The sequence below is a fragment of the Micromonospora sp. ALFpr18c genome, from assembly GCF_008868155.1.
Classification (GTDB): Bacteria; Actinomycetota; Actinomycetes; order Mycobacteriales; family Micromonosporaceae; genus Micromonospora.
Genome location: NZ_WBKR01000411.1, coordinates 1 through 1131, shown reverse-complemented (window position 1 = coordinate 1131; position 1131 = coordinate 1). Strand labels below are relative to the sequence as shown.

Below are 1131 nucleotides of genomic sequence, written 5' to 3'. Positions count from 1 at the left end.
CTTCGTGGATCAGGCCCAGCAGGATGTGTTCCGTACCGATGTAGTTGTGGTTGAGCATCCGGGCCTCTTCTTGGGCCAGGACGACAACCCGTCGCGCTCGGTCGGTGAACCGCTCGAACATGCCCTCACGCCCCTCACGGGCACCCACGCTACCCGTCGACGGACGGCACTTGAACGCACCGAAGCGAAGATCATGCGCTGAGTCTGAGACTCTTGGCCACGTCGCAATGGTCGGCGTGGGCAGCCACTCGTGGCGCGGGCAGGCGCTCTACCCAAGGCAATACTAACGCATCACTTGAATCGACACCGGTGCCACGAGTGACTACCGGCGCGGTGTTCCGCTCCGCTCGGCACGTCGAGGCCGACCAACGGCCGACGCCGGGCCGTCGACCAGGTCGGGTGGCAGCTCCGGCCGGTCGGACTGGGCTGCCGGACGATGGCGCCCGAACCGTCGCACCATCGGCATCTCCACCCTCTGATGCAGTGCCCAGGCCAAGGCCAGCGCCACGCCGAAGAGCGCGGCGACCGCCGCTGCCGAGCCGAGCGGCCCGAATCTGGTCTCGGCGCCGATCACCTGCGTACCGGCGATGACCACCATTCAGTGCACCAGGTAGAAGGCGAACGACAGATCTCCCAGCCGCACCATGGCCCGATGGCGCAGGGGGGACGGTCGGTTCCGGAGGTCGGCGGTGGCCGCCGCGGCGATCAGCGGTACAAGCCACAGCGAGGCCAGCCCGCCGGTGGCGAACAGATAGGGAGCGGTAAGGACGAACCCGTAACCGACCACTGCGATGCCGGCCGCAGGTAGCAGGCCGATTCGCGGCCAACGACCGGCCAGCACGAACCGGGCGAGCGTCATGCCGACCACGAACTCAAGCGCCCGCACCGGTGGGAAGAAGTACACGAACCAGATCTGGCCGAACGACAGCCTCGATCCGTCAGAGGGTATTGATCCCTTGGTACGGCTTTCGGCTTGACCGTTTTGTCCCTTATGGTGTGAGGTATGTGCGTCGTCTGTCACGACGGTGTGCCGGGTCTCCGATTCCCGGGGTGCGGCCCTTTCCGGCTCGCTGGGACGGTTGTTGCTGGTCAGGTGGGTGTGGGTAGGGCGTTCAGGCGTTGCCAGCAGAG

2 protein-coding genes and 1 pseudogene are annotated in these 1131 nt (G+C 66.4%); all 3 read right to left on the bottom strand.

The window, feature by feature from the left end; all coding sequences use genetic code 11:
- On the bottom strand, positions 1-121 hold a 121-nt coding region (locus F8271_RS34355), incomplete at its 3' end, for a Clp protease N-terminal domain-containing protein (RefSeq protein WP_151491872.1).
- Positions 122-322: 201 nt separating this feature from the next.
- A complete protein-coding gene (locus F8271_RS31440; RefSeq protein WP_151493400.1) occupies positions 323-598 on the bottom strand; it encodes a hypothetical protein in 276 nt (91 codons plus the stop codon).
- Positions 599-1131, bottom strand: a pseudogene (locus F8271_RS32795) (acyltransferase); the annotation flags it as partial.